This is a genomic window from Microvirga medicaginis, assembly GCF_052658925.1.
Genome location: NZ_JBQWEL010000012.1, coordinates 143,476 through 165,555, shown reverse-complemented (window position 1 = coordinate 165,555; position 22,080 = coordinate 143,476). Strand labels below are relative to the sequence as shown.

Annotated in this window: 20 protein-coding genes; 16 read left to right on the top strand and 4 right to left on the bottom strand. The window is 59.7% G+C overall.

The genetic code is table 11. The features are described 5' to 3' along the window. Positions 1-59: 59 nt before the first annotated feature. From ACUXUR_RS16560 to ACUXUR_RS16540, 5 genes are all read left to right on the top strand, one after another. Complete coding sequence (locus tag ACUXUR_RS16560) at positions 60-1,049, top strand: ABC transporter permease (RefSeq protein ID WP_445503446.1); 990 nt, start codon at positions 60-62, stop codon at positions 1,047-1,049. A 162-nt stretch (positions 1,050-1,211) separates the two neighbouring features. Beyond that, the gene (locus ACUXUR_RS16555) at positions 1,212-2,114 is read left to right on the top strand and encodes a CoA transferase subunit A (protein WP_445503445.1); all 903 of its coding nucleotides are present in this window, start codon (positions 1,212-1,214) and stop codon (positions 2,112-2,114) included. Continuing rightward, positions 2,111-2,935, top strand: a complete 825-nt coding sequence (locus ACUXUR_RS16550; protein WP_445503444.1) for a CoA-transferase — start codon at positions 2,111-2,113, stop codon at positions 2,933-2,935. The genes ACUXUR_RS16555 and ACUXUR_RS16550 overlap by 4 nt, the downstream gene beginning before the upstream one ends. A gap of 121 nt (positions 2,936-3,056) precedes the next feature. Continuing rightward, entirely contained in the window at positions 3,057-4,070 is a 1,014-nt protein-coding gene (locus ACUXUR_RS16545) for a hypothetical protein (RefSeq protein ID WP_445503443.1), read from the top strand. Positions 4,071-4,754: 684 nt separating this feature from the next. Then, positions 4,755-5,867, top strand: coding sequence for a LacI family DNA-binding transcriptional regulator (locus tag ACUXUR_RS16540; RefSeq protein ID WP_445503442.1), 1,113 nt, complete (start codon positions 4,755-4,757; stop codon positions 5,865-5,867). Between the two features lie 7 nt (positions 5,868-5,874). Here ACUXUR_RS16540 and ACUXUR_RS16535 read toward each other — a convergent pair whose 3' ends face one another. The 3 genes from ACUXUR_RS16535 to ACUXUR_RS16525 are packed head-to-tail and all read right to left on the bottom strand — an operon-like array spanning position 5,875 to position 8,922. Further along, a complete protein-coding gene (locus tag ACUXUR_RS16535; protein WP_445503441.1) occupies positions 5,875-6,549 on the bottom strand; it encodes an HAD family hydrolase in 675 nt (224 codons plus the stop codon). Between the two features lie 30 nt (positions 6,550-6,579). Next, entirely contained in the window at positions 6,580-7,776 is a 1,197-nt protein-coding gene (locus tag ACUXUR_RS16530; RefSeq protein ID WP_445503440.1) for a CaiB/BaiF CoA transferase family protein, read from the bottom strand. 33 nt (positions 7,777-7,809) lie between these two features. After that, complete coding sequence (locus ACUXUR_RS16525; RefSeq protein WP_445503439.1) at positions 7,810-8,922, bottom strand: LacI family DNA-binding transcriptional regulator; 1,113 nt, start codon at positions 8,920-8,922, stop codon at positions 7,810-7,812. Positions 8,923-9,503: 581 nt separating this feature from the next. On the opposite strand from ACUXUR_RS16525, the gene ACUXUR_RS16520 reads away from it, so the two are divergent. From ACUXUR_RS16520 to ACUXUR_RS16495, 6 genes are all read left to right on the top strand, one after another. Continuing rightward, positions 9,504-10,517, top strand: a complete 1,014-nt coding sequence (locus tag ACUXUR_RS16520) for an ABC transporter permease (RefSeq protein WP_445503438.1) — start codon at positions 9,504-9,506, stop codon at positions 10,515-10,517. Between the two features lie 110 nt (positions 10,518-10,627). Beyond that, entirely contained in the window at positions 10,628-11,503 is an 876-nt protein-coding gene (locus ACUXUR_RS16515) for a substrate-binding domain-containing protein (RefSeq protein WP_445503437.1), read from the top strand. 59 nt (positions 11,504-11,562) lie between these two features. Next, positions 11,563-12,312 carry an ATP-binding cassette domain-containing protein gene (locus ACUXUR_RS16510; protein WP_445503436.1) on the top strand — a complete coding sequence of 250 codons (750 nt, stop codon included), beginning with the start codon at positions 11,563-11,565 and terminating at the stop codon, positions 12,310-12,312. Between the two features lie 113 nt (positions 12,313-12,425). Further along, entirely contained in the window at positions 12,426-14,189 is a 1,764-nt protein-coding gene (locus ACUXUR_RS16505) for an acetolactate synthase catalytic subunit (RefSeq protein WP_445503435.1), read from the top strand. A gap of 127 nt (positions 14,190-14,316) precedes the next feature. Beyond that, the gene (locus ACUXUR_RS16500; RefSeq protein ID WP_445503434.1) at positions 14,317-15,315 is read left to right on the top strand and encodes a dihydroxyacetone kinase subunit DhaK; all 999 of its coding nucleotides are present in this window, start codon (positions 14,317-14,319) and stop codon (positions 15,313-15,315) included. Next, positions 15,315-15,944 (top strand): dihydroxyacetone kinase subunit L, encoded by a 630-nt coding sequence (locus tag ACUXUR_RS16495; protein ID WP_445503433.1) that lies wholly within the window; start codon positions 15,315-15,317, stop codon positions 15,942-15,944. The genes ACUXUR_RS16500 and ACUXUR_RS16495 overlap by 1 nt, the downstream gene beginning before the upstream one ends. Positions 15,945-15,988: 44 nt before the next feature. Here the strand turns inward: ACUXUR_RS16495 and ACUXUR_RS16490 are convergent, their stop codons facing one another. Then, positions 15,989-17,098: a LacI family DNA-binding transcriptional regulator gene (locus tag ACUXUR_RS16490; protein ID WP_445503432.1), complete on the bottom strand. Its 1,110-nt coding sequence runs from the start codon at positions 17,096-17,098 to the stop codon at positions 15,989-15,991. A 272-nt stretch (positions 17,099-17,370) separates the two neighbouring features. Between ACUXUR_RS16490 and ACUXUR_RS16485 the strand changes: the two genes are divergently transcribed. The 5 genes from ACUXUR_RS16485 (at position 17,371) to ACUXUR_RS16465 (ending at position 22,050) form a co-directional block, all read left to right on the top strand. Beyond that, complete coding sequence (locus ACUXUR_RS16485; protein ID WP_445503431.1) at positions 17,371-18,231, top strand: CoA transferase subunit A; 861 nt, start codon at positions 17,371-17,373, stop codon at positions 18,229-18,231. Beyond that, the gene (locus ACUXUR_RS16480) at positions 18,228-19,052 is read left to right on the top strand and encodes a CoA-transferase (protein WP_445503430.1); all 825 of its coding nucleotides are present in this window, start codon (positions 18,228-18,230) and stop codon (positions 19,050-19,052) included. The genes ACUXUR_RS16485 and ACUXUR_RS16480 overlap by 4 nt, the downstream gene beginning before the upstream one ends. Before the next feature lie 29 nt (positions 19,053-19,081). Beyond that, positions 19,082-20,086 (top strand): ABC transporter permease, encoded by a 1,005-nt coding sequence (locus ACUXUR_RS16475; protein WP_116530784.1) that lies wholly within the window; start codon positions 19,082-19,084, stop codon positions 20,084-20,086. A gap of 42 nt (positions 20,087-20,128) precedes the next feature. Next, positions 20,129-21,163, top strand: a complete 1,035-nt coding sequence (locus ACUXUR_RS16470; protein WP_445503429.1) for a substrate-binding domain-containing protein — start codon at positions 20,129-20,131, stop codon at positions 21,161-21,163. A 65-nt stretch (positions 21,164-21,228) separates the two neighbouring features. Then, positions 21,229-22,050 carry an ATP-binding cassette domain-containing protein gene (locus ACUXUR_RS16465; RefSeq protein WP_445503428.1) on the top strand — a complete coding sequence of 274 codons (822 nt, stop codon included), beginning with the start codon at positions 21,229-21,231 and terminating at the stop codon, positions 22,048-22,050. Positions 22,051-22,080 lie beyond the last annotated feature (30 nt).

The window sequence follows — 22,080 nt, the reverse complement described above, 5'->3', positions numbered from 1 at the left end:
CAGAACCTGCATCCGGTGCTGTCCCAGAAGGCGATACGTGGGTTGATAGAATGAGCAATATGGCAACAAACGTCTCAGTAACGGCACGGCAGGCCAATCATCATAAGCTTGACTTGAGCTCATGGCGGGCGGAGATCGGAGTTGCAATTGCTCTTGCTTTCCTGATCGCGGTCTTCAGCTTCACGGCGCCGAACTTTTTCAGTCCCGAGAACTTCGTCACGCTGATGCAGCAGACCTCCGTGATCGCCATCATTGCTGTCGGCATGACGATGGTAATTATCGCAGGTGAGATCGACCTATCTGTCGGCGCCATGGTTGGTCTGTCAGGGACGCTGTTCGCGCTGCTCGTCGTTCAGGCCGGCCTACCCATGTTCGTCGCTTGTTCAGCGGTTCTTGCACTGGCGGCCCTCGTCGGCTGCTTCACCGGAATGCTGCGCGTCGTCTGGGCCATTCCAACATTCATCACGACGCTCGGGCTGTTGTCCGCGTTGCGGGGAACCGCTTTCTATATCAGCGAGGGTCTTACCATCGGCCCCTTGCCATCCTCACTCGCATTCATTTGGTACGGACATGTGCTTGGGCTTCCCGTGCCGGTTTGGGCAATGCTCATCGTTATCGCGACTGGCTGGATCGTCCTGACCCAGACCCGTTTCGGCAGGCATATTTACGCTGTTGGTGGAAATGCCGTTACCGCGTCCCGGTACGGCGTTCGCGTGGGGAGCCTGAGGATCGCCGTGTTGGTCATCGTTCAGCTTCTCGCCGCTCTGGCCGGCGTGATGCTCGTGGGTCGGTTGAATGCCGGCAGTGCAACAGTCGGTGAATTGATGGAGCTCGATGTCATTGCGGCGGTCATCGTCGGTGGCACAAGCCTGAACGGCGGGGCGGGCCGCATCATCGGAACGATTCTTGGCGTGTTCTTCGTCGCTGTGCTGCGAAACGGGATGGTACTCAACGGCCTGGACCCGATCATCTTCCTCATCGCCCAGGGACTGGTGATCATCCTCGCCGTATGGTGGAGCATGCTGCGGCGGCAGCAGTCAGCAGGGTAGCGGAGGGCGGGTTACGTGCAGCGCAGTACAAGAGCTGCGCCGCAGATGACCGTGGCATTCCATACATCGAGGCATAGACGCAATCCAAACTGGAATGGCCAGCATCCGGCTTCCTCCGGGGAACGACAGTGCTGATATCCAGATAAGATAGAAGATAGCTGAATGAGCGCACCGAGTTCAAAACTGATATCGATGGCAGAAGCCGCGAGCATGGTACACGATGGCTCCCGCGTCGCGCTGGGTGGCTTCGCCGTATACCAAAAGCCGATGGCTTTCGTCCGGGAGCTCATCCGCCAAGCCCGTCGGGACCTGACCATCGTTGGAACCGCCAATTCTTACGATATCGATATGCTTGCTGCAGCGGGATGCATCAAGCAGGTTGAAACGTCGTATGTTGGGCTTGAGAAGTTCGGCCTTGCGCGGAACTTCCGCCGGTCCGTGGAGCGGGGGAATCTCAAGGTCGTCGACTATCCTGAAATGGTCAGCTGGGACCGCTTCCGCGCGAGCCAGGAAGGTCTCAAGTTCTGGCCCATCCCTTTTCTCGGCGGGAACGATGTCGTTACCTATAACAAAGACATCAAGGAGTTTCCTTGTCCGATGACGGGCCGTCCGCTCTTCGCGGTTCCCGCTGCCGAACCCGATATCGTCGTCATCCACGCCATCGCGGCGGACGAGCGCGGAAATGTCGTCATTCCGGCACGGCGCCTGCTGCCGCAGAGCGGCGATGTCTTGATGGTGCGCTCCTGCGACAAGGTCATCGTCACGGCGGAAAAGATCGTCTCGAGTTCGTTCATCCGCCGTCATGCGAGGCTTGTGGAAATACCGTCCTACCGAACAAAGGCGGTCGTGCATGCCCCTTACGGCGCTCACCCGACGCCTGTTCTCGGACGTTACCTGGCGGACGAGGTGCACCTCGCCAAATACGCAGAAGCATCGGGTTCAGAGGAAGCATTCCGCCAATACCTTGATGACTATGTCTACCGGCTTCCGGACCAGAGCGCTTACGCAGAAGCAATCGGCCCGGGACGCTTGGCCGACCTCCAAGATATGGATTCGCTCCTATGACCGACACACCGGCAACACTCTACGAGGTATTGGCGGCGGCTCTCGCGCGGGACTTCGCCGATGGAGAAGTCGGCTTCACAGGCTTGCTGACGGGACAGGCCGCAGCGATCTTCGGAACGGCAGTTCCCATCGTCGCCATGGAGCTTGCGCGCCTGACTCACGCTCCGAACCTCACTCTTCTTCTGGCCGGCTGCTATCACAATCCTGACTTCAGCCAGCTCGATGCGATGCCGGATTCCGAGCACGACGCTTTGCTGCGGGACCTTCCGGCCGAGGCCCAGACCTATGATTACCCGGGGCAATGGGTTCTGAAGCGCGGCGACATCAGCTTCGGATTCAGCAGTGCCGTTCAGGTCGACGTCGCAGGAAACATCAACAGCGTCTGTATCGGAGAGCATGACCGCCCGAAGGTCCGCCTTGTCGGCCCCATTCTTCAGCCCGAGCACATGACCCTGTTCCGGCGAGAATACATCATGATGCCGCATCATGACCGGCGGAACTTCGTCGAGAAGGTCGATTATGTGTCCGGCGTCGGATATCCCGGCGGTCTTGAGGGCCGCCGTGAGCTGGGGCTCGACTGGGGTGGACCCGAGCTGGTCGTGACTCCGAAGTGCATATTCGACTTCGACAAGGTCCGCGGCCGGATCAGGGTACGGTCCATCCATCCTGGCGTGACGCATGAGGAGGTGAGGGACTCGACGGGCTTCGACGTAGGCGATTTGACATCGGTGCCTGAGACCCAGCTTCCCACAGCCGAAGAGCTTCGCCTGATCCGGGAGCGCATCGATCCGAGGCAGCTGCTCTTGCCACGGTCTCATTGAAGGGGACGGAGTGCATGAGCCTTGGATCATGCGCCATGCTGCAGGACCCCGATAAGCAGCGACGGATGACTATCGAGTTTGCGAACTTCCACCACAGTGGAACTGAAAAAGGAACCAGAACATGACGAGTTCAACTGATGCATCTCTGCCCTGGCGTGATCTCACCGATCCTCGCCGCGCCGCCGAGGTCGACGATCTCGAAGCCGGATTGAAAGAGCCGGTTTTCGAGAATCTGGAGATCCCAGAAGCTCTAGGGCCGGTGACCATCACCGTGGACGATCACAAGATCAAGCGGTTCTCCTTCACACAGGACGACTATTCGCCATGGTATCTGGAGGCGAGCCCCTTCGGAGGGGCACGGATCGGCCAACCCGCCCTGCTGGGAAATGATCTTGTCCAGCTGTTCACGACGAGATACCGCGCCAGCAAGACAGTTGGCTTCCACACCGAGGAGCAGATGTGGTTCGACAGCCCCGTCAAGCTCGGTGAAAAGGTGACGATGTCGGGCACCTACACGGAAGCCTATGAGCGCCGTGGACAGGGGTATGTGGTGATGGAGGCGCAGGCGATTGGCGAGGATGGCCGCAGCATCGTGCGGCATCGTGGAGTCGAGATCCTGCGCACTGTTCCTGGACGCATCGCCGGTCGCGGTAGCGACACACCCCAGCGTAAGGTGACGGGCGAGATCCCGACCAATCCGCGCTTTATCGAAAAGGTCGATGCCGAGACACGTCCCGGCGACGTTCTGAAGCCTCTGCCCAAGACAGTGACCTTCGAACAGACCGCCGTATTCTCGCGCATCGGCGAGTATGTCCGCAACACGCATAACGATCTCGATATCGCGCGGGCGGCGGAGCTTCGTGTGCCGATCGTGCAGGGCCAGCAGCAGTTTGGCCTCATGGCGGAGTTGATGGCCAAAGTTTTCGGAGCGGCGTGGTTCACCGGCGGCTGGATGCAGGTCAAGTTCATCTCTCCTCTGGAGGTCTTCGATCCCATTGAGATCTCCGGCATCGTGACCAATGTGACGCCCGAGGCCGATGGCCGGCAGAAGGTCGAGCTGGAGATCTGGGTGCGCCGCGCCTCGGATTCGAAGCTCACGGCAGTGGGCTGGGCGTCCTGCGTGCATCCCAAGTAAGGAGCCCATCGGCGGCCGAAACAGGGCCGGCGATCCGGCGAGCAGCAAGACGAGGCTGTCGGCGAGCTTGAGAGGCATGCCGGCAGCCTCCTATGAGCATCTGCGATGGGCCGATGGATGGGCCCATCGCAGGGTCTGGGAGTAGGGCAGTCCAGAATTGAACAGACTGCCAAGAACCAGCCGATCAGAACTATAGGCGGTGGTCGTCGCCGGCGCGATGGCGATCCCCGGTGGTCTAATGACCCATGAGTTCAAGAGCCAGATACAGCCAGCCAGAGCATCAGTTCGCCTCCTCATGCCAATGAACCTGGGATCGCGGTTGTCTGCCAGGGAGGCGCCCGGTCGATACCATGTCGGTCGCCGAATGCATTGCTCGCTTCCGCGGCTATCCGATGTGGCTGGCCGCATTGCCCGGAAGAATGTCTATCCCGTTGGGACTCGGCCCGGAGAGGGTAAGCTCGGCCGGCCTCCACCTTTACAACCGGAAGGGTAGATTTTAGTAAAACTTTTTATAGAATACCTCAATCGGATGAGGGACGTCCGAAAAACGTTCTACCCGACGACTGAGAATTTTATATCGTTCAAGATGGTTGGCCCCGCCGATGCATTTGGAACGCGATTCTGATTTGCTCATCGGGTGGTTCCAAATGTCTAAGAACAGAAATGTCCAAGGGTAGACGGGATATGGATCTCATTGACGAGGTGGATGGTTCCGAGAGAAGGCGCGCCACCATTCATGACGTCGCACGTGAATGCGGTGTCTCCGTCTCGACCGTTTCCAATGCTCTTGCGGGAAAGACCAACGTCAGCGAGGAAACCAAGCAGCGCGTTCTCGCGGCAGCCGCCAAGCTCGGCTACCGAGCATCGAAGTTCGCCCGCTCCTTGCGGATGCAGCGCAGCTTCACGATCGGCGTTCTCATCGCGGATGTCGCCAATCCCGCCTCGCCCGATTTCGTGCGCGGGATCGAGGATGTCGCCTTCCGCGAGCACTGCACGCTCCTTCTGTGCAACACAGATGGGGACGAGGGAAGGCAGATCGCTCATATGCGCTCCCTCCTCGACCAGCAAGTTGACGGCATGGTCCTGATCTCTCAGCATTGCGAGGGGGAGGCGGTGCGCCAGCTTCTGTCCGCCGGGACGCCCTTCGTCCTGCTGCAACGGCGGTCACACCGCTACGCGGACGACTATGTGGGCGCGGACAATCTGACGAGCGTGATCGATGCCGTGAGGCATCTGACGGATCTCGGGCATCGGCGCATCGCTTTCATCCGCGGGCCTCATGAATCGTCGACGGCGCAGGAACGGTTCGACGCTTACCTGCATGCGGTGCGCGTCTTCGGGCTCGACAATGATCCCAACTTGATCTTCTCCGGCAATTATAGCATCGAGGGCGGATATGCTGCCGCGATGCGCTTTCTGGAGCTTGAGAAGCCGCCCACGGCGATCCTGGCAAGCAACGACATGAGCGCGATGGGCGTTCTCAACGCCGCTTCCGAGCGCCAAATAGACGTGCCGGGTAATGTCTCGCTGATCGGCTTCGACGACATCGCCCTAGCCTCTTTCTCCCGGATCAATCTGACGACCATTCACCTCCCGAAGCGTGACATGGGCGCTGCGGCGGCACAGTTGCTGATGAAGCGCATTCAGAGCAAGGAGCCGCTTGAGCCGCAAACGCTCATCTTCCCAACCCGTCTTATGGTTCGCGGCACCACGGGAATTGCGGCGAGCGGAAAGCCGAAGGTCCGGGTTGCGGCCTTGTCGCGGCGCAGTGGAGAGGCAGCGCCGCTCGGCACCTGATCTTTTGCTAGACGGTCGGGGTGGCGAGCCTCGGCCAGTCGGCATGGAGGCTGGCGAGATCTGGGTAGATGATCGTTCCGGGAGGAAACAGGTTCTCCTCCCTCTGAGTAACGATCCCGATGAATTGAGTGCCAGCAGACTCTGCCGCCTCGAGCTCCGTTATGGCATCGCCAATCGCCAGAATAGTGGCAGGATCATAGCCTTCATTTTCAATGATGCTCCGAAAAGCATCGATCTTGCGCATTGGAGAACCAGTTACGGATCTGAAGAAGCGAGTGAGCTCCCGCTGTTCGAGAATCCTGACAAGATCCTCGTGCAGGGTGCCGGAGACGAGGTGGAGCGGGATCTTGCCATGAAGGGCAGTCAGGAAGGGCAGTGCGCCCGGCAGGTAGCCGCAAGCCTCGATCTCAGCTGCCAGAAATTCACCATATAGCCGAGACAATCGGGCAACGCTCTCCGGTGTGGGCTCCCGGTTGAAGAGGGTACGTTCGAAATAGGTGAACTTTTCTCCGCGTCCGACACCTCCATGAAGCGCCTGGTACTCCCGAATGTGAGCCTTCTGCTCTTCGCTGGGTTGATCGCCGTAGCACCGCACGAACAGCTCTGTCTTGAGCGAGACGGAGTCGAGAATGACTCCGTCAAAATCAAATATAATGCCACGGATATCGGTAGTCTTGCGCATACCGCTTTCCTTTCTGCGGGGTTGCAGCTCTCAGATCGCGCCCGCCGCTTTCAATTGTGCGATCCGCCGTTCGTCATAGCCCGCCCACTCGGCAAGAACCTCGTGCGTGTGCTCGCCGACGGACGGTGGCGGGCGACGGATGGCACCGGGCGTTTCGGATAGATTGACGGTAACACCATGCATGGGCAGCTTGCCAATCTTAGGGTGGTCAATTTCGATGATCTGCTTTCGATGGTGGAGCTGAGGGTTGTTCACGACATCACTGATCCGGGCCACCTTCGCACAGGGCACGCCCGCCTCGTCCATCATCCGAACCACATCTTCCGACGTATGGGCAGCCACGAAGGCGGCGACCTCCGCTTCAATAGCATCGACGTTCTGCATGCGGGCTGCTGCCGACGAGAAACGCGGGTCGCTCAGGAGGTGCTCAAGGCCAGCCTTTTTGGCAAAGCGGGGGAAGAGCGTGTCGTTACCGGTCGAAATATGGACCCACTCGCCGTCGGCAGCTTGGAAGTTATTGGCAGGAGCAGTGTAACGGTCCCGGCTGCCGTTGCGGGTCACTTCACGGCCCAGGAGTAGATATTCGGGAATCGCGGTCATCAGGAACGACACGGCGCTGTCCATCAGCGAGACGTCGACGATCTGCCCCAGACCTGTTGTCTCGCGTGCCCTCAAAGCATTTAGGGCACCGATGGTGGCATAAAGACCCGTGGTGAAATCAACCAAGAACGTGCCCGCCATCGTTGGGCGCCCGTCGGCCGGCCCTGTCATGGACATGAGGCCGCTCGATGCCTGGGCAATGACATCGAAGCAGGGCCTGCGCGCATAGGGCCCATCCTGACCGAAGCCGGAAATGCGGACCACGATCAGGCGTGGATTGAGGGTACGGAGAGTCTCCCAGTCGAGGCCCATAGCCTCCAGCGTTCCCGGCCGGAAATTTTCGACGAGGATATCGGCCGTGGCCGCTAGATCCTTCAGAATCGCGATGGAGTCCGGATGTCTATAGTCAAGTGCGAGGCCTCGTTTGTTGCGATTGTACATCATCACGTACAGGCTTTCGCCCGCAACCTTTGGCTCGATCGTGCGCGTATCTTCGCCAAGACCCTTTCGCTCGACCTTGATGACGTCGGCCCCCATATCGCCGAGCTGCATGGCACAGAAAGGGCCCGCGATGAAGCGGGAGAGATCTAAAACGCGAATATCCTTGAGGGGTGACTGATTTGTCATTGTTGGTTTCTCGATGAAAGATAGGACGGTCGGTTATGGATGAACTTGCGAGGTGGGCTTCCAGCGGTTCTGTAGGTAGGCGTTGAGATCCTGTTCCGAGAACCGGCCGAGAGTGCTCTTTCGCCGCGCCGGAGGGCCGATGGATGCGCGAACAACGAGTTGCGTTGGCAAGACAACATGACAGGCAGGGCAGTTGCCGCTGTCGAATCTCTCAATCAGCCTGCGGCCGATCGCATTGCCGATCTCACTGGCAGGCTGCCGAATTGTCGAGAGTGCGATCTGCGGGAAAGAGGACACGAAGATATCGTCAAATCCTATGACGGACAGGTCGCCGGGAATGGTGAGCTCCATCTGAACCGCAACATCCAGCACCGCACAGGCCATCAGGTCATTTGCTGCCAGAATTGCCGTTGGACGCTTCTTGATGGACAACAGGTGATGAGCGGCCTTGAACCCGCTCATCAGAGTATAGTCCCCAGGGCAAACGAGAGCGGGATCAGGGTCTAGGCTGAGCTCTTGCACAGCTTGCCGATAACCATCCAAGCGCTCTTGCGCGGCTGAGGATTGCTCTGGTCCTCCAATGAATCCGATCCGGCGGTGGCCAAGCGCAGCCAGATGCTGAAGCGCGGCCATACTGCCTCCGTGGTTGTCCATCCCGATATAATCGAGATCCAGTCCCGCGGCCTTTCTATGGGTCAGGACAATGGGAGGGCAAAGCTCGACCAGACGTTCGAACTCCTCCCCACCAACGGGCTGGGAGATCATGACAAGAGCATCGACATCGCGCTTGGCAAAAGTCCGGGCGGCGCTCAGAAAGCGCTCTCTGCTTCCTTCCGTACTTGCCAGAAGTGTTGCGAATCCGGACGCGGCCATGACGCTATCCAGGCCTTTGACGATGTCGCCGAAAATCGGATTTGCAATGTCCGGCAGTAGCACTCCGACGGTGAACGTGCGGCCCTCCCGCAACGCTCGTGCGACCGGGGAGGCGACGTAGTTCATAGCTCTGCATTGAGCGAGGATGCGCTTGCGGGTTTCTTCGGCGACAACTGGCTTCCCGCGCAAGGCATTGGAAACCGTGGAGGGGGCAAGCTTGAGCTCACGGGCAACGTCAATGATCGTGACTTGCGGCTTTCTTGGATTCCTCACCTTCATCCTCGCATTCTTCAAGGAAGACGCGGTTCGAGCCGCGCCACATCAATTTTATTAGCACGAAATAAAAACGTTTGCCAAAAACGTTTTTATAGATATTTTGAACCGAAGGGCGCCGAGGCAGAGCCATGAGAGCGCCCGCCCATGGAATCGAGACGCTCAAGACTCTCCAGATCCCCGGACCGCGGCCTGGATGGGTGCGCCCTGTTGCAAGGGAGTGCCGGAGAACGGAGATCCTGCTCGTCTTACAAGGTGTCGGCGCCCCACGAGGCGCCAGGATGTGTGCTCTGCCGTAAGGCCGAGGTTTGGAGCAGGAGAAGGTATGCTGCGCGGGCAAGTCTATACAAAGCTGACTTCTGGTTGCGCCGGAAACGGCAAGCGCTTCGAGCTTGGCCAATTCTTCGACGATGCCATCAGGACCGGCTGCCTTCGGTCTGTTCTTGCTGCTGATGGACCCGCCTCATGCACGGCCGCTGCTGGGTTCCCAAAATCGGGAATCCGGTCCTTCAGCCTCCGGGCGCCAACGATACCAGCAGACCGAGTCCCGGCTGTCGTCCGCTGATTTAGGGAGAATATCAATGTCCAAAAATCCGCCTGTAACCAGCGTTACGCCAGGGCTGCCCCCCGATGATCTCTCCGTCATGGGCCGCGCTCGTGCGCTTCTCCTGCAGAATGTTGCAGTGACCGGCCTTATCGTCCTCGTCATCATTTCCGCCCTTCTGTCTCCGCATTTTCTGACCGCCGACAATATCTTCAATGTCTTCCGGCAATGGACGATGGTGGGGCTGATCGCGGTGGGTCTGACTTTCGTGATCATCTCGGGTGGCATCGATCTCTCCGGCGGATCGATCCTTGCGCTCTCCGCTGTCGTTGGTGCCGTCGTCGCTCCACATATCGGCACATTCGGCATGGTCGGAGTCGTGTTGCTGGTTGGTGCGGTCTGCGGATACGTCAACGGTGCCGTGATCACCTGGGGCAAGGTACCGCCCTTTGTGGCAACGCTCGGCATGATGACCGTGGCCCGCGGTCTTGCCTTGATCATCAGCGAGGGACGCACCATTCCGACGCAGCTTGCCCCCGACTTCGTCTATTGGTTCGGTCGCGGCTATATCGGCGTGGTGCCTGCACCCGTCATCCTGACCGGCTTGGTCTTCATCTTCGCGGCTGTCGCATTGAAATATACGACTTTCGGGCGCTTCGTCTGCCTCGTCGGTGACAATCCTGTCGGCGCACACCGGTCGGGCATCAATGTCGATGGCATGAAACGTAGCGTCTATACCCTGCATGGTGTTCTGGCTGCGCTGGCTGGTCTTCTGTTCCTCGGCCGCCTCGGCGTTGGCGAGCCGACCGCAGGCATGCTGTTCGAACTTTCAGGTATCGCGGCCGTGGTGATCGGCGGCACTCCCTTCACCGGGGGGATCGGCAGCATTGGCCTCAGCTTCGTTGGACTGATGGTGATCGGCCTCACCTACAACATTCTGAATCTGCTCTCCGTTTCGCCCTACGCACAGGACGTCGCGCGAGGCGTGATCATCGTCATTGCCGTCATGTTCAGCATTCGTCGAATGGGGACAGGCAAAGCTCGACGCTGAAGCGTCGCACAAAAGGGCCGGGCGATCCAACGCCCGGACTTTCTCAAAGGAAGGAACCAACCATGAAGCTTAAAACCCTAATCTGCTCTTTCGCTGCCGGATGCGCTGCCATGGCACTGATGGCATCGTCTTCCTCCGCGCAGGAGAAGCTCAAGATCGGCCTCTCTCAGCCTAACGTCGAGCATCCCTATCGCGTGAGTGGCGTTGAGAAGGCCAAGGCTTGGGCGGCACAACATCCCGAGGTCGAGCTCACTATCGCCGATGGCCGCCGCGACAGCGCTGTTCAGCTCTCCTCGCTCGAAGATCTGATCACGCGCCGTGTCAATGTCATCGTCATGTCTCCAAATGACTCGGCCGCATTGGCGCCGATTGCCGATTCTGCGAAGCGCGCAAAGATTCCGCTTGTCGTGTTCGATCGCAAGCTCGCCGTCGACCCGGAGAGCTACGCCGCCTATATCGGCTCCGACAACGTGGAAATGGGACGGGTTTCCGCTCGCTTCATTGCCGAGAAGCTGGGCGGCAAAGGCAAAGTCATTCAGATCGAGGGCACGCCCGGCGCTTCGGCGACTATCGACCGCAAGCGCGGCTTTGAAGAAGAAATCGCCAAGTATCCCGGCATGAAGGTTGTTTCCTATGTCGGCCATTATCGCCTACACGACTCCGTTGCGGTGATGGAAGACGCCATTACGGCCCATCGCGATCTTGCTGCTGTCTATGCGCACAACGACTCCATGGCCCTGGGCGCAGCCCAGGTTCTGCGCGAGCGCAACATCAAGAACATCGTGACGGTCGGCATGGATGGCGCGAAGGAGGGTTGCGATGGCGTTGCTTCCGGCGCGCTCACCGGATCCGTCTACTATCCGACCATGTTCCCCGAGGCTCTTGATCTCGCCGTGAAGGTCTCGAAGGGCGTGTCGGTTCCGAAGAATACGGTTCTGCCGACGCCGATGATCACGGCCGAGAACCGCGCAAACTTCTGCAAGTGATCCAAGTCTCCGGCGGCGGGCGGCGCCTGCCGCTCGCCGATCATTCCAGGGAGAGAACGATGTCCCCGCTACTGAAACTGAGCAATGTATCGAAATCCTTCGGCCCGGTGCGGGCGCTCTCTGATATCAGCTTTGAGCTGAACCCATCCGAGGTGGTAGCGCTTGTTGGTGACAATGGCGCCGGAAAATCGACGCTGGTCAAGATCATCTCCGGGGCGCTAAGCCCCGATGCGGGCCGCTTCTGGTTCGAGGGTTCGGAGGTTCAGATCCGTAAGCCCGAGGATGCGCGTCGCCTGGGGATTGAGACAGTCTACCAAGATCTCGCGCTTTTCGATAATTCCAATGTAGCGGAGAACATCTTCGCCGGTCGCGAGATCGTCAAACGCGCGCTCGGCATTCCCTTCCTTCGCTCATCGGAGATGCATGCGCGATCCAAAGAGCTGCTGAAGTCTCTCAAGATCCATATCCAGTCGACCCACTACCCGGTGAAAGGCATGTCGGGTGGGCAGCGCCAGAGCGTCGCCATCGCCAGAGCCGTAGCCTTCGGACGCAAGGTCGTCATTCTCGATGAGCCCACTGCGGCTCTCGGTGTGCCGGAGCAGCAGAAGGTCCTCTCTTTGGTGCAGGATCTCAAGGCGCGCGGCTTCTCGATCATCATGATCAGCCACAATCTGCATCATATTTTTGAGATCTCCGACCGCATCCATGTCTTGCGCCAGGGCCGCACGGCAGGCGTTCGGGCAACGAAGGAAACGAGCCCGGACGATGTGGTGAAGCTGATCACGGGCGGGGATCTCGTCCGCCACTAGGTGCCTGAAGCTAAAGCCGTTTCAGCCCGGCTTCCTGAAGGGGGCACCTCCTTGAAGAAGCCAATTCTAACCAACCTGGCAAGAATGCCAGATCTACACCCTGGAGAAATCCGATGACTTCCCTCGCAACGAAAGCGGCCGATCCTGTGTCGCATACGATTTCGAACACATCTGGCGCTCATGTTTTCGCTGCGGCTCTGCGTCGCCACGGCGTGGAAGTGATTTTTGGCCAGAGCATTCCCGCTGCTCTCTTTATCGTGGCTCCCGAATTTGGCATCCGTCAGATCGGCTACCGCACGGAGAATGCAGGAACGGTGATGGCTGACGCCTATGCCCGCGTGAGCGGAAAGGTGCCTGTGGTCACGGCCCAGAACGGTCCGGCTGCGACCCTGCTCGTTCCTGGTCTTGCTGAGGCGCTCAAGGCCTCGATTCCGATCGTCGCCATCGTACAGGACGTTCATCGTCAGCAGACCGACAAGAATGCGTTCCAGGAACTCGATCATCTCGAGTTGTTCCGCGGTTGCGCCAAGTGGATCAAGCGGGTCGCGGATGTGGATCGCATCGACGATTACGTCGATATGGCGTTCACCGCAGCGGCTTCCGGCCGCCCGGGACCGGCCGTGCTGATCGCCCCCATCGATCTTTTCGTCGATACGCCGAAGGCTGATCGCACTGATCGCACGCAACGTGTCGCCTCTCTGGGAACCTTCCCGCTCGACCGGTCGGTCGCCGATCCGTCGGCCATCGAAGCCGCGGCCGATCTCCTTGCCGCGGCAAAGGCTCCTCTCGTCATCGCTGGCGGTGGCGTTCACGTCTCCGGGGCCGCCGATACCGTTGCCGCTCTGCAGGAAGCCGCATCATTGCCGATCGCCACAACGGTCATGGGCAAGGGATCGACCGACGAACGTCATCCACTCTCCGTCGGTGTTGTCGGTTACTTCATGGGAACGCGCGGCCGCACCCGTCACCTGCGCTCTCTCGTGACGGACGCTGACGTTATTCTGCTGATCGGTAACCGAACCAACCAAAACGGCACCGACAGCTGGAACCTTTATCCGAAGAACGCCAAGTACATCCACATCGACGTGGACAGCCAGGAAATCGGTCGAAACTACGAAGCCGAGGTGCGGCTCGTAGGCGACGCCCGCCTGACGATCGAGGCTCTCACTGCGGCTCTGAAGAAGCGGGATCTTTCCGCACGCCGCACCGCGCGCCCGGCGCTTGAAGCTCGCATCGCCGAGGGCCTCCGCGGCTGGGAGGCCGACATGGCCGAGAGCGTCGACATGGACAGGCAGCCAGTGCGTCCCGAGCGTCTGATGCGCGATCTGGACAGCGTTCTCACCCAGGACATGATCGTCGTGTCCGATGCGAGTTACTCGTCCATCTGGGTTGCGAACTTCCTGACCTCGCGTAAGCCCGGCATGCGCTTCGTGACCCCGCGCGGCTTGGCGGGTCTTGGCTGGGGCTTGCCCTACGCGATCGGCGCCAAGGCAGCTCGTCCGGATGCTCCGATCTTCTGCCTCGCCGGCGACGGCGGCTTTGCCCACGTCTGGTCGGAACTCGAAACGGCACGCCGCATGAATCTGCCGGTCGTGGTGACGGTGCTGAACAACCAGATCCTGGGCTATGAAAAGCATGCCGAGAAGGTACTCTTCAACGACTACTCGGATGCGTGCGATTTCGAAGCCGTCGACCATGCCGCCATCGCGAGGGCCTGCGGCTGCGAAGGCATCCGCATCGAGAATCCGGCGGACTTCAAGCCGGCTCTCGAAGCTGCGCTGCGCTCGGGCAAGACGACGGTTCTCGATGTAATCACCGACGAGCATGCCTATCCGCCCGTCAGCATGTTTGAGGCCAATCAGCGGCTCAACTACTAAGACTTACAACCGGGCAGGTCTCGTGCGATCTGCCCGGATCTCGATGGATCATGTTGATGCCTGAGGGGTGGCCCGAGAGCGGTGAGCTCTTGACGGTCCCAGCCCTCGGGAGGAGGGGAGTAGCACAATGAAGAAACTGATCAATGCACCGACAGCTTACGTGGACGAGGTGCTCGATGGCTTGACGGCAGCGCATCCGTCGCTGGTGCGCGATGGCTCCGGCGGGCGTGTGATCCGTCGTTCCGATGCGCCGGTCAAGGGGAAGGTCGGCATCGCATCGGGCGGCGGATCCGGCCATCTGCCGCTGTTCACCGGCTATGTGGGGCAGGGCCTGCTTGACACTTGCTCGATCGGCAACGTGTTCGAAGGCCCCAACGTCGATTCCTGCATTGATGCCATTCGTCTTGCTGATGGTGGGAGAGGCGTGCTGTGCCTCTATGGCAACTACGGCGGAGACCGGATGAACTTCGATATGGCCGGCGAGGTGCTGGCCGATGAAGGCATCACCACCACGACGGTCCTTGGCACGGACGATGTGGCCAGCGCCGGCCCCGACGAGCGTCACAAGCGCCGGGGTGTGGCAGGTATCATCTATGCTTACAAGGCCGCAGGCGCCAAGGCGCAGGAAGGAGCGGATCTGGACGAGGTGACGCGCGTGGCCCGCAAGGCAGTGGATGCGACGCGCACGATCGGCGTCGCGTTGGCGCCATGCCAAGTGCCAACGGCCAGTAAGCCAACCTTCGCACTCGCCAAAGACGAGATCGAGATGGGCATGGGCATTCATGGCGAGCCCGGCATCTGGCGCGACAAGCTGAAGCCCGCTGACGCGATCGTGGACGAGATGATCGAGCGCCTGCTAGCGGACCAGCCCGCACTGGCGACTGACCGTGTGTCGATCCTGGTCAACAGCCTTGGGGCGACGCCTTTGGAGGAACTCTTCATTCTCTACCGCCGCGCGGCGCAACGTCTCACGGAGAAGAAGCTGCGGATCGTGCAGCCGCTCGTCGGCCCGTATGTCACCTCCATGGAGATGGCTGGCGCTTCGATCAGCCTGTGCTTTGTCGATGACGAGTTGGAAAGCCTGCTCGCTGCTCCGGCTGCGTGCCCGTTCTGGAGGGTCGGCTAATGGGTTGGACGATTGACGATGTCACCCGCGCTGTAGCGCGGGCCCAGGAGCGGATGGGCAGCCTTGAGCAGGAATTGAACGAGGCTGACTCCCGCCTGGGCGACGGCGACACGGGCAGCATGCTGGCTCGCGTCGTCGAGCGCATGAGCGCGACGGATCTCGCGCAGGCCGCAGATGTGGGCGCTGCTCTGGGCCTGCTCGCTCGCTCGACCCTTTCGGCGACGGGATCGAGCCTCGGCACGCTCATTGCCACGGCGCTGATGACCATGTCCCGCCAGACCAAGGGGCAGGTGGAGGTCGCATGGGCCGATCTGTCGGGCCTGCTGAGTGCTGCGCGGGATGCGATGATCGCCCGAGGCGGAGCGCAGCTTGGAGACAAGACGGTGCTGGACGCGCTCGATGCCGTGGCCTCTGCCGTATCCGGGCAGGATGACGGAAGCGCCGTTGCCACAAAGGCGCGGGCCGCGGCTCATGAGGCGCTGGACCGCTTCCGGTCTCAGCCTTGCCGCATCGGCCGGGCGCGGATGTTCCCGGACAAGAGCGTGGGTTCGGACGATCCCGGCATGCTTGCCTTCGTGCGGATGACGGATGCGATTGCGGTCGCGCCTAATGCGGCAACGGCGTCGTAGCTGCGTAGCTGGCCTTCAGAAGAAACTCTTAACAGGGTGTGACCCTACTGCGTGGCGAGCTTGCATCGCGTGCGACGGGGCTTCACCCGGTCCGATCGCAATGGCGCGGTCGTATCTCTCACCTTCAGGCTGACCGGCAGAACGACCGACTGGAGATTTGCTTCGCGTCCTTCCGCCAGACGCCGGAGGAGCATTTCTGCCGCAGCCACTCCGATTTCCCGTTTGGGCTGACAGATCGTCGTCAGTCCCCGCATTGACAGGGAATGTGGAAGCAGATCGCTGAAGCCCAGTACGTCGTCAAACCCTGTGACGGAGAGATCTTCCGGCACGGAGAGGCCGCGGTTTTGCGCCTCGTCGATGATGCCGATTGCGGATATGTCGTTGGCCGCCATGATTGCCGTCGGTCTGTCGGGCAAGGTCATCATCCTGCGGACTGCCTCACGCCCACACTCGATGGTGTAGTTGCCTGGAAAGATCCACTCCGGCTTGGGAGAGAGGCCGTGTCGTTCCAGCGCGACGGAAAATTGCAGCAGGCGCTCGCGGGATGTGGACGAGCTTTCGGGGCCTGCAATGTAGCCGATCTTCTTATGTCCAAGACCCGCAAGATGGTCCACGAGGAGATTGATGGCCTGAATGTTGTCCGGTCCGACATAATCCGCTGCCTCATAGGGGCGTCGATTGACAAAGACGCAAGGGGGGCCACCCTCAAGAAGATCCCTGATTGCCTGCGTTTCGAGCGATTGAGACACCAGGATCAAACCATCCACATGCCGATCGACCAGCGAACTGGCCAGAGCCAGCTGCTTCTGAGGGTTTTCATCGGTATTGCACAGAAGAATTGTGTGTCCCCTGGCGCTGAGAACGTCATCGATTCCCTTCACGATCTGGGGAAAGATCGGATTCGTGATATCCGCAATCAGGACGCCGACCGAGGCCGAACGCTGGGTGCGAAGGGCTCTGGCAAGAGCCGACGTGCGATAACCGATCTTCTTGGCTGTCTGCTGGATGAGCAGCCGCTTTTCACCGTCGACATAACCTTTTCCCGATAGGGCGCGGGCGACCGTCGCGCGGGAAAGGCCACAGGCTTGCGCAACATCCGCGATGGTGGGCCTTTTGCGGGATGAGGTGCGAATCTCGGAACTCCCCTTGGACATGACACGCTCTGAAAGCTTCCTGATTGGTAATCACCTTTGGGCGAGACGTCCATAAGGCGAATTCGAGCATCGAAGTAAAACGATTGACAAGCCTAACAACATATGAGATCGATTCCACATGAAATCGATCTCATATGGATGAGAAGAGGTTTCATGGGCTTTGCGAAATGAGCCGCAACAGGCCGAAGGCGGACCGTCAGAGTCGCCGGGCCTCAACGGGAGGAGGACCCGCTTTGGTCCGAACGTCCAAATTATGTTCCCTGTCCGATGCCGTGTCTGCGGTTGCAGACGGTGAACGCATCGCGTTTGGCGGCTTTGCCATCTATCAGCGTCCCATCGCGTTCGTGCATGAGTTGATCCGCCAGAAGCGACGCGATCTGACCATCGTTGGCGTAGTCAATGCCAACGAGACGGATCTCCTCGTCGGTGCGGGTTGCGTCCGGCGGATCGAGACGTCCTACGTCGGCCTTGAGAGTTTCGGCTTGGCGCGCAATTTCCGGCGTGCGGCCGAGGCCGGCGAGATAGAAGTTGTTGACTACCCGGAGCTCATCGCCTGGGATCGTTTTCGTGCCAGCCAGGAGAACCTGCCATTCTGGCCCTGCACTTTTCTCGGCGGCAGCGACGTTGCTCAGCTCAATCCGGACATCATCCCATTCACGTGCCCTGTCACGGGCAAGCAGATGTGGGCCGTTCCACCCGCCAAGCCTGATGTGGTTGTGGTTCACGCCATCATAGGCGACGAATATGGTAACGTCGCCTTTCCTGCTCGGCGCCTCCTGCCGCAAAGTGTCGACGTCACTCATACACGGTCTTGCGACAAGGTCATCGTCACGGTCGAGCGCATCGTCAGCACGGAAGAGCTCAAGAAGCATCCTGAGCTGACCGAAATTCCTTCGTTCCGGACGACTCATATTGTCGAAGTGCCCTATGGCGCACACCCCACGGCAGTGCTTGGGATCTACAAGTCAGACGACGATCACTTCCGCGCCTACGCCGAGGCCAGCGCGACGCAGCAGGGCTTTGATGCCTATCTGGAAGAATACGTGCATGGCACCAGAGACCACCATGAGTATCTGGAGCGGATCGGACTTCGCCGCCTGATCGCGTTGCGCAATGTGGAGCTGCCACAATGAGTTCGCTCCGCTATACGATCGAGGAACTCCTCGCCATCCACCTTGCAAAAAGCTTCAAGGATGGAGAGGTCGGCTTCACAGGACTCGCGACAGGAGGTGCGGCTGCCCTTTACGCGACGGCCATTCCCTTGGCCGCCATGCAGTTCGCCCGGTGTACGCACGCTCCCAACCTCACCATTCTTCTCGCCGGGTGGTCGATCAACCCGAACATAGCCACTCTCAAGGAACTGCCAGCTGCCGAATTCGAATCCGGACTTCAGGGGCTGGAATGCGAGGCGCAGATGATGAGCTATCCGGGCCATTACGCCGTTCGACGCGGCGACGTGGATTTCGGCTTCGGCTCGGGCGTTCAGGTCGACCGGCAGGGCAACATCAATAGCGTCTGCGTCGGCGAGTATAAAAGGCCGAAGGTCCGCCTCGTCGGCTCCATCCTCCTACCCGAGCATCTGGCTCTGTTCGGCCGCGAATACATCATGATGCCGCACCACGAGGTGAGGAACTTCGTCCAGCGTGTCGATTACGTATCCGGAGTCGGCTACCCGGGCGGCGCGGCAGGGCGTCAGAGCCTTGGTCTCGAAATGGGTGGGCCTGAATGGATCGTCACTCCCAAATGCATCTTCGATTTCGACAAGGCCGAAGGCCGGGCGAGACTCAAGAGCCTACATCCCGGAGTGAGCCTTGAAGACGTGAGGCGGAGCACAGGCTTCGAAGTTTTCGAAACGAACCCTGAGCGTACGCCTGAGCCAACCGACGAGGAACTCGAACTCCTTCGGCGCGTGGTCGATCCAAGAGGCATTCTTATCCCGCATCCTGATCAATAACCCGGTCCGAAAGGGGAGGAACAATCATAATGTCACATGTAGAAATCAGCAGCAGCTCTTCGGTCGGAACGATTCAGGCGACCGAGCAGGGCAAAAGCGCTCGCCACTATCTGATGCTTGCGCTGAAATACAGCCACGCAATCACATTCGTCATTCTGCTGATCGCAGCCACGATTGCCTCTCCGCATTTCTTGAACTCCACAAATATTCTGAACGTGATACGGGGCGCCAGCATGGTTGGCGTAGTCAGCATCGGTATGACGATCGTCATTCTGGCCAGGGGCATCGATCTGTCCGCCGGTTCACTCGTCGGCGTCGCGGCGATCACGGCTGCCGCGCTGGCGTCGAACGGCTCTCCGGCCGCGTGGGCAGTCGCTCTTGTGGCGACGACCGCGTTCGGGGCCATCAACGGGCTCCTTATCACACGTCTCAATCTTCAGCCCTTCATCGCGACGCTTGCGATGATGATTTTCGCACGCGGACTGATCTATCTCTATTCGGATGGCGGCGATGTCGCGGCGGAAGGAGCCGACAGCCTGTTCAGGTTGATTGGATCCGGCTATGTCGGCCCGGTGCCTGTTCCTGTCGTCATCTTCATTTCGATCTGGCTGCTCTTCGCCTATGTCATGAAGCACACCAAGTGGGGCCGTCACGTCTATGCCGTTGGGGCCAACGAGGAGGCCGCACGCGTCTACGGAATTCCGGTCAACCGTATCAAAGTTCAGGTCTATGCCCTGTCCGGCTTCCTTGCAGGACTGGCCGGCCTGATCCTCGTCAGCCGCATCAGCGTCGCCGAGCCGAACGCCGGTAATCTCTTCGAGCTCGATGCGATTGCCGCAACACTTATCGGCGGGACGTCATTCGATGGTGGCGTCGGCGGCGTTGTCGGCACGATTCTCGGCGTCCTTATCCTCGCCATCATCACAAACCTTCTCAATCTCATGAGCGTATCGCCCTTCGTTCAAATGCTGGCAATGGGTGTCATCATCATCGTGGCCGTAGTGATCAGCGATCTCCGCAACCGGCAGCGATAACACGGGACGGACAAACATCCGAGGAACCAGGAGGAATCGAGAATGACCACCAAGACAACAGATACACGCTCCGGCCTGAGCCGACGTGGCCTGATCAAGGGCGGCCTGAGCGCTGCGGCGCTTGCCGTGACAGGCTTTCCATTCGTAATTGGCAGCGCCCGTGCGAAAAGTCCCGTTGCAGGCAAGACGATCGGCTTCTCCCAATCCTATGCGACGGATGAATGGTTGAAAGCTCAGCGTCAGGACGTGCTGGGGACGGCCGAGAAACTGGGCCTCAAGACCATCGTGACCGACGCTCGCGAGAGCCCGGCTCAGGAAATCCGTAATCTTGAGGATCTTGCCGTACGCGGCGTCGATCTCGTCATCATGATTACCTATTACGCTGACGCGGTGCAGCCGGGCATCAAGGCTCTCAACGACGCGGGCATTCCGATCGTCGTCATGAGTTCGAGTCTCAAGGGCAATGTCAACTTCGATTGTCACCTCGCCGCCGATACTCTCGGCACGGCTCGCCGGGCTGGTCAATACTATGTCGAGCAACTGAAGGGGCAGGGCAATGTCGTGCAGATCGAAGGCAAACCCGGCTCTGTCGTGAACCAGGAACGCGGCAGGGGCTGGCGAGAGGTCATTGACGCCAATCCGGGTATCAAGGTTGTCTCCAAGGGCATCGCTAACTACAGCCGTGCGGAAGCGCTGCAGGTCATGCAGGACTTCCTGCAGGCCCAGAAGGATATTGACGCGGTTTACTGCCACAACGACAACATGGCGAAAGGCGCACTCCAGGCGATCACAGAAGCAGGCCGCAAGGACGAGATGTTCATTACTGGCTTTGATGGAATTTCACCTGAAACGCTGGAAATGATCGCCAACGGAGACCTGCGGGGTACATTCGTCTATCCGACGTTCGGTGGCGAAGCCGTGGAGGTCGCCTCGCGCATCCTGCAGGGGCAGAAGGTTCCAAAAGAGCTGGTCTTTCCATCGCCCATGATCACCAAGGAAAACATCGCCGAGTTCTACGACGCGGGCACCAAAACGCGACGTGTTCCGGCTGTCGATCTCAAGTCGCTGGGTCTTTAGCGAACAGGGGAGTGCACTGAAGAGTGCGCTCCCAGGCCCAATCTCTCTCGTTGACGGAGTAACCGATGCAACATGCTTTCCAGGCACAGGAACCCGGGTCTCAGAGTGCCTCGGCCGATGTCCGAGATCCGATGATCTCGATCCGAGGCCTCTCGAAGTCTTATGGTGGGCACAAGGCAAATGATAACATCAGCCTTGATATTTTCCCCAATGAAGTGATTGCGCTGGTCGGCGACAACGGAGCCGGTAAGTCGACCTTCATCAAGATGATTTCGGGTGTGGTTCGTCCGACATCAGGCTCGATTTCCGTCGGAGGGAGAAAAGTCGACATGACCAGTCCCAACGATGCCCGCGCCAATGGGATAGAGACGTTGCATCAGAATCTGTCTCTGGTCGATGTCTTCAATGTTCAAGAGAACATCTTCATGGGCCGCGAGCTCCAGCGCAAGATTCTTGGCATGGTGCCTTCACTGGACCATGCAGAGATGCGCCGCCGCACGGTGGATCTCTTCAAGCAACTCGGGCTCAAGACACCCGATCTCAACAAGGCAGTCCGTGCCCTCTCCGGCGGACAACGTCAGGCAGTGGGCATTGCAAGGCTTCTCCTGGAAAGCGACCTGAAACTCATCATCATGGATGAGCCCATGGCGGCCCTCGGAGTGGAAGAGTCACGGCTTGTAGTGGAGCTCATCATGCGTCTGCGCGAGCGGGGCTACAGCGTCCTGATCATCAGCCACAATCTCGATCACGTCTTCCAGGTGGCCGACCGAATCGCGGTCATGAAGAATGGGCGCATGATTGGTGCCGTCGAGCGCAACAAGGTCGAACATGACGATGTGGTCTCGATGATCGTCGGCGGAAGGATTCCGGAAAAGCTCGCCAGCTAAGGCGAAGGCTAAGGGCAGGCGCAAGGAATA